Origin of the sequence: Microcystis sp. M53598_WE2 (assembly GCF_030067735.1) — a bacterium.
GTDB classification, from domain to species: Bacteria; Cyanobacteriota; Cyanobacteriia; order Cyanobacteriales; family Microcystaceae; genus Microcystis; species Microcystis aeruginosa.
Genome location: NZ_JASJFE010000982.1, coordinates 1 through 5,574 on the forward strand (window position 1 = coordinate 1; position 5,574 = coordinate 5,574).

Annotated in this window: 8 protein-coding genes; 5 read left to right on the top strand and 3 right to left on the bottom strand. The window is 43.4% G+C overall.

The genetic code is table 11. The annotated features are described in order from the left end of the window. The first annotated feature begins 124 nt into the window (after positions 1 to 124). Positions 125 to 1,162 (top strand): polysaccharide pyruvyl transferase CsaB, encoded by a 1,038-nt coding sequence (csaB, locus tag PX636_RS20045; protein WP_288118493.1) that lies wholly within the window; start codon positions 125 to 127, stop codon positions 1,160 to 1,162. 274 nt (positions 1,163 to 1,436) lie between these two features. Then, the gene (locus PX636_RS20050) at positions 1,437 to 1,787 is read left to right on the top strand and encodes a hypothetical protein (protein ID WP_002760665.1); all 351 of its coding nucleotides are present in this window, start codon (positions 1,437 to 1,439) and stop codon (positions 1,785 to 1,787) included. Here the strand turns inward: PX636_RS20050 and PX636_RS20055 are convergent, their stop codons facing one another. The 3 genes from PX636_RS20055 to PX636_RS20065 form a co-directional block, all read right to left on the bottom strand. Next, positions 1,788 to 2,357: an ExbD/TolR family protein gene (locus tag PX636_RS20055; RefSeq protein ID WP_288118495.1), complete on the bottom strand. Its 570-nt coding sequence runs from the start codon at positions 2,355 to 2,357 to the stop codon at positions 1,788 to 1,790. It abuts the gene before it with no gap. 18 nt (positions 2,358 to 2,375) lie between these two features. After that, on the bottom strand, positions 2,376 to 3,014 hold the full coding sequence (locus tag PX636_RS20060) for a MotA/TolQ/ExbB proton channel family protein (RefSeq protein WP_081417888.1): 639 nt from the start codon (positions 3,012 to 3,014) through the stop codon (positions 2,376 to 2,378). Positions 3,015 to 3,336: 322 nt separating this feature from the next. After that, entirely contained in the window at positions 3,337 to 4,242 is a 906-nt protein-coding gene (locus PX636_RS20065; protein WP_004163173.1) for a metal ABC transporter permease, read from the bottom strand. 135 nt (positions 4,243 to 4,377) lie between these two features. Here PX636_RS20065 and PX636_RS20070 point away from each other — a divergent pair, with 135 nt between their 5' ends. The 3 genes from PX636_RS20070 to PX636_RS20080 all read left to right on the top strand — a co-directional run. After that, positions 4,378 to 4,896, top strand: coding sequence for a cofactor assembly of complex C subunit B (locus tag PX636_RS20070; RefSeq protein ID WP_004163174.1), 519 nt, complete (start codon positions 4,378 to 4,380; stop codon positions 4,894 to 4,896). Between the two features lie 7 nt (positions 4,897 to 4,903). Next, the gene (locus PX636_RS20075) at positions 4,904 to 5,320 is read left to right on the top strand and encodes an acyl-CoA thioesterase (protein WP_004163175.1); all 417 of its coding nucleotides are present in this window, start codon (positions 4,904 to 4,906) and stop codon (positions 5,318 to 5,320) included. Between the two features lie 3 nt (positions 5,321 to 5,323). Continuing rightward, on the top strand, positions 5,324 to 5,574 hold a 251-nt coding region (locus tag PX636_RS20080; protein ID WP_288118497.1), incomplete at its 3' end, for a DUF1361 domain-containing protein.

Consider the following 5,574-nt stretch of genomic DNA (forward strand, 5'->3'; position numbering starts at 1 on the left):
CAAAGGAGACAGGAGACTCGGAGACAGGAGACAAATTTACCATACTTTTGCCTTTTGCCTTTTGCCTTTTGACTCTTGCCTTTTTCTGGCTGACAACTGATAACTGATAACTGATAACTGATATATGCGTGCAGTAATTTGTGGATATTATGGGAGAGGAAACGGAGGAGATGAGGCATTATTAGTGTCTCTATTACAGATGCTGCCCTCAGCAATTAAACCTATTGTTTTGTCAAATAATCCCAGAGAAACCAGTCAACGTTATGGGGTGGAAACCTGTCCTAGTCGGGATTGGTGGCAAGTTTTTCAGACTCTTAAAAAAGCCGATATATTTATCTGGGGTGGCGGCAGTTTAATGCAGGATGTCACCAGTTTTGCCAGTCCAATTTATTACGGTGGTTTAATGGCTCTTGCTCAATTATTGGGCTTAAAAACTATTGCTTGGGGGCAGGGAATTGGACCATTAAATAGACCTTTTACCCGTTGGTTAACCAAAAAAGTTTTACAAAAATGTAGTTTAGTTAGTGTGCGCGATGATACTTCGGCTCATTTAGTCGCCAATTGGGGTATTCATCCCATTGTTGCCCCCGATCCAGTATGGGCTTTAGACGCTCAATCAGTCAAGGGATTATCGGATTTACCCGCCCCAAGAATCGCCGTCAATTTACGTCCCCATCCCCTATTAACCCCGGCAAAATTAGATAAATTAACCCAAGCTTTAATTGATTTACAAATCAGTACGGGGGCGTTTATTCTCTTAGTCCCTTTTCAAAAGTCGCGGGATTTGCCCCTTTGTGAAGCTGTAGCCTGTCAATTAAGGGAAAATCATAAAATTATTAGTTTAGAGGATCCAAGACAGTTAAAAGGCTTATTTCGCGGGGTAGAAATGGTGATCGGAATGCGCTTTCATAGTTTAATTATGGCCGCAGCAGAAGATTGTCGTTGTTTTGCCCTGAGTTATGATCCGAAAGTGTCGCGATTAATTGCCGAAGTACCGATGCCGGGTTGGGAATTAGATCAGTTACCAGAGGCAGTTAATGATATTAGTACCACTTGGATTGATTTTTATGCCAATGGAGAGGGATTAACTAGAGATCGCAAACATTTTTTAATCGATCGAGCTTTAATTCATCGAGAAATTTTATCTAGATTGGTGAGCTAATTTTTATGTCGAGTGCGATTACCGATGCCAGGGCTATTTCATTCTAAAAAGTCTCAAAATATGCTTAAGTCCTTGTTGTGGCATAGGTTTTGATCAAGGGGAAAGGAGGCACTCGGCACATCCCCATCCTGCTTCGGTCTCGTGTGGGGACTTCCCGTGCCATATTTTCGTTAAGGGCAGTAAAGGGATCGTTAAATCAATCAGAAATTGTTATAGCCCATTTCCTCCAGAGCCTAGCATAGAGGGGAAACCTCCTTTATCCCTAGGTAATTGCATGAATGGACTACAACAACAGATTATCAGTCTTGAGCAGAAAGTCGAGCGTCTCCAGGATATTGTCGAAAGCCTCAGCCAGCAAATTGCTATCCTAGCTGGGGATAAATCGAGTCATTCCAGGCGAGAATCCCTGGAAATGGTCGGTTTTTCCGAGTTATCCGATAATAGCCTCTACGATCATAAAGATATTCTCCGGGATCACGGTGGCAAACAAGCCCCAGCTGTCAATGGCGATAATTCTTTTGCCGATGAAATCCAAATTCGCCGATTAACGGCACAATTGACGGCGGCCTACAATCGCATTGCCGCCCTCGAAGAACAATTACTCAGCTATCGCATCCATTCCTAGTTAATTGCTGCCCAGAGGATTGGGTAAACTGGGCAAGGTGGGATTAGTCGGCAAATTGGGCAAAGGATTGCTATTTTCCGGGGTGGGATTATTAGCCTCCCCCGATAGAGTCGCTAAAGCCACACGATCACCGCCTACCTGTCGCAGTAGGTCTAAAACCCCAACCACTTCGTTATAACTGGCATTTCTGGAGGCATTCAGTACCATCAGTCCATTGGGACTATATTGATGATAATTCTTGATTGCCTCGAATAACTGGAGGCGAGTCACCATCTGTTTTTCGACGTAGAGTTGTCCGAAATCATCGAGACTAACCACCAACATTTCCCGCATCGGGGTGGTAGCGGTACTAGCTTTCGGTAAATCAAGACTGATAGCCTGTTGGCGAGATAATCCCACTGCACCGAGAATAAAGAAAGTGAGAATACAGAAAATTACATCGATCAAGGGAATGATATTAACCTGCACATCCTCTTGAATGCGGTGTTGATCATGCCATAATTTGAGCGGACGAGCCGTAATATGGCTACTTTTTGGCTTTTTGTGGTTAAGAGATTTAGTTTCGGCCATGCTTGATAAGGGAGAGATTTAGCGATCGAGAGGTTTTTCTAGGTTAGCACTGAGGGCGTATTGTTGGTCTTCTTGGTGTAACCAGCGTTGGCGGTAGATAATTTCTAAATCACTGCCGGCCTTGCGAAAAATTCGGGCTTGATTGAACCAGAGTCCCTGAAAAACACGATAGAAAGCGAGGCTAAAAATAGCGACAATTAAGCCGGTAGCGGTGGAAATTAAAGCTTCACTAATACCTAAAGTTACTCCCGCCGTCGAGGAAGTTCCCAGGTCACTTAATTGAATATTGGCCAAAGAGGTAATTAAACCGAGTACCGTCCCTAATAATCCTAACAGGGGAGAAAGGGCAATGACTGCCTCAAGGATTTTATCGCCCCGTTTCATTAGGGATAATTGTTCATCGGCAGCCGATTCGAGGGCAAAGTGAAAAACCTCTGGATCTGGATTTTCTAAGCGCAGGGGAGCATAAAGATAGCTACCGATGGGGTGATTGCGGGAATCCCTAGCGACTTTTGCTGCCAAATCCCAGTTACGGATGGCGGATTCCATAATGCGATTTAAAATCTGGCCCTCACTGAGGAGAGTACGACTCCAAAACCAAATTCGTTCGATAATAGTGCTAAGAGCTAAAATAGACAGAAAAAGCAGCGGCCACATGGCCACTCCGCCTTTTTGGATTAAATCAGTTATACTCACGAGTTGTTTTGTTCCTCCAATACCGGGCGATTCGGGGTTGATTATTTAGTTTAAGATTTAAGTCGATCGATTGACATTTATACTTTTTATACCATTTTTCAAAAATCGTGCCATACTTAAGGCGTTTCTCCTAAAGATGAAGTATAACCTGATAGGGCATCCTCTACTGTCTCGGAGTCTCGACTAGGAAATTAATTCTGCACGACTACTGATAGCCGTTATCAGTTTTTTAGCCGTCGGCTTTTTTTGATCACTTGCCAAAAAACCCACCTTCTGCTGCAAACTAACGTCGTCTCAACAAATTTTTCATCTCTCCCCAGATAGAAAGTTGACCACCTAGACTAGAGGGATGGGTGAAAATTCCCTGACGGGGACTGAATAAAAAGGCCAACATAAATAGGCTAAAAGCGACAAGCACGATCGCCGGTCCAGAGGGTAAATTCCAGTAATAACTTAAATACATCCCACTGATACTAGAAATAATACCCACACCCACACCTAAACCCATGACTTGATGGAGACGGGTAACTAAAAGATAAGCAGTGGCCGCGGGGGTAATCAAAAGGGACAAAACGAGGATTACTCCCACCGCTTGGAGACTAGCAACGATGGTCAGACCGATCAGGAGCATTAAGCCTAAATCTAATAAATTTACCGGTAAACCCGCCGCTTGCGCCCCGATTTTGTCGAAAGTGTAGAATAATAGTTCTTTATACAGGAGCAAAACGGTTAACAAAACGATAACGGCAATAATTAGGGTATCGCGGATGTCGGCAGCAGTGACACCCAGAATATTGCCGAAGAGAAAGTGATTCAGGTCAATTTTGTTGTTTTTTTGGATGAGAGTGATCAGGGTGATGCCAAGGGCAAAAAAAGCCGAGAAAACGATCCCCATGGCCGCATCTTCTTTGATTGGGGAACGATTACGGATCAAGTTAATCAGTAGAGTACTGACCATTGAGGCTAGTAAAGCACCCAGTAGCAGATTAAAATTACCAATAAAAGCGATCGCTAATCCGGGTAAGACCGAGTGACTGATGGCATCGCCCAAGAGGGCCAAACGTTGTACCATCAGGTAGGTTCCCACCACCGCACAAATGATCCCGACGATGATAGCTTCAATTAGGGATCTCTGCATGAAACTATACTGTAAGGGTTCGATTAATCCTGTTAATAGATTGTTGCCCATGAATCTGCCTTGGGGTTAAATTTTTCTGATTCTCGATCGAGGTTTTGCTCCTAGGGTCCATCTTCTAAATCGGGGGAGAAGATAGGTTAGGATAATTAGGATTAATTGTAAGTTTTTTCGCTCCTAACTGCCGCCATGGATACCCCCGTTCTTTCCTCAACTTTTTTTCTGACTCTCCTGCTCATGGTGGGATTATTCTTTTTTATTCGCGGTTCCGTCAAAGAGCGTATCGAACAGCGTGTCTATCTTACCAGTACCAGTGACGACCAACTATTAGAACAACTGCGAGATTATTTTGACCGACGTTCCTATCAAGTCAAGGCGATCGAACCCGAACAGAATATTGTCAGATTACAGGGGTTTGTGCCGCCTAGCCCCTTCCTAGCGATATTTTTGACAATTTTGGCGGCCTTGGGTTTATTTTGCTTCTCACTGGTGTTATCGTTGTTATTTCCCGATACTAATCCCTATATTTTTGCTCTTGTGGGTTTATCTCCCCTCGCGGGTGTTTTCTATTGGCAAAAAGTCGGCCGTTTAGAAGAAGTGGCTTTTAAAGTAGAAAGCAAATCTCAGCAAACGGAATTAACTGTCAAAGCCCATCGGGACGAGTTAAGACAACTACAAGATAGTTTAACCTTTCTGGAAAGACAATAAGCTTTTTATGCCCTACGAGCGCCTAATTTATCTGGCCGATACCGATGCGGCCGGTGTGGTTTACTTTGCCCATCTTCTCTCGATCTGTCATGAAGCCTACGAGTTTTCTTTAGCACAATTTGGCATCAATATCAAGGATTTTTTGAAAGATTATACAGTTGCCCTACCAATTACTCAAGCGGAAATCCAGTTTTTTCGGCCTCTTTTTTGTGGTGATCGCATACAAATTGATTTCACTGCCCGATCCCTGAGCGAAAACGAGTTTCAATTGCAGTATAAAATTTATTTGGCTGAAATCCTGGTCGCAAAAGCGAAAACTCGCCATGTGTGCATCGCTCCCACCGCTAGAAAAAGAATCCCTTTACCGGAATCTTTAAAACATTGGTTAGGATATTTATCAACCCTAGAGGAGACTGGTATTTAAGGGATGATTTGGGCAGATTTAACGATAATTTTAACTAGGGATTGGTGGCACAATGCTTGGCAATTATTTAACCTTAGCACCGGGAGGATTATCTGGAATTCTTTTCTGGCCTTTATTCCCTTTATCCTTAGCTTTTGGCTATTTCGTATCGCCCTCGATCGTTCCCTACTCTGGTGGTTAATTCTCTTAGTTTTTGTGCTTTTTTTACCCAATGCTCCCTACATTCTCACCGATAGCATTCATTTAATCTCTTA

Bases quoted from the DNA above. Each gene is read 5' to 3' on its own strand.
- csaB (WP_288118493.1), top strand. From the start codon at position 125: ATGCGTGCAGTAATTTGTGGATATTATGGGAGAGGAAACGGAGGAGAT.
- PX636_RS20050 (WP_002760665.1), top strand. From the start codon at position 1,437: ATGAATGGACTACAACAACAGATTATCAGTCTTGAGCAGAAAGTCGAG.
- PX636_RS20055 (WP_288118495.1), bottom strand. From the start codon at position 2,357: ATGGCCGAAACTAAATCTCTTAACCACAAAAAGCCAAAAAGTAGCCAT.
- PX636_RS20060 (WP_081417888.1), bottom strand. From the start codon at position 3,014: ATGTGGCCGCTGCTTTTTCTGTCTATTTTAGCTCTTAGCACTATTATC.
- PX636_RS20065 (WP_004163173.1), bottom strand. From the start codon at position 4,242: ATGGGCAACAATCTATTAACAGGATTAATCGAACCCTTACAGTATAGT.
- PX636_RS20070 (WP_004163174.1), top strand. From the start codon at position 4,378: ATGGATACCCCCGTTCTTTCCTCAACTTTTTTTCTGACTCTCCTGCTC.
- PX636_RS20075 (WP_004163175.1), top strand. From the start codon at position 4,904: ATGCCCTACGAGCGCCTAATTTATCTGGCCGATACCGATGCGGCCGGT.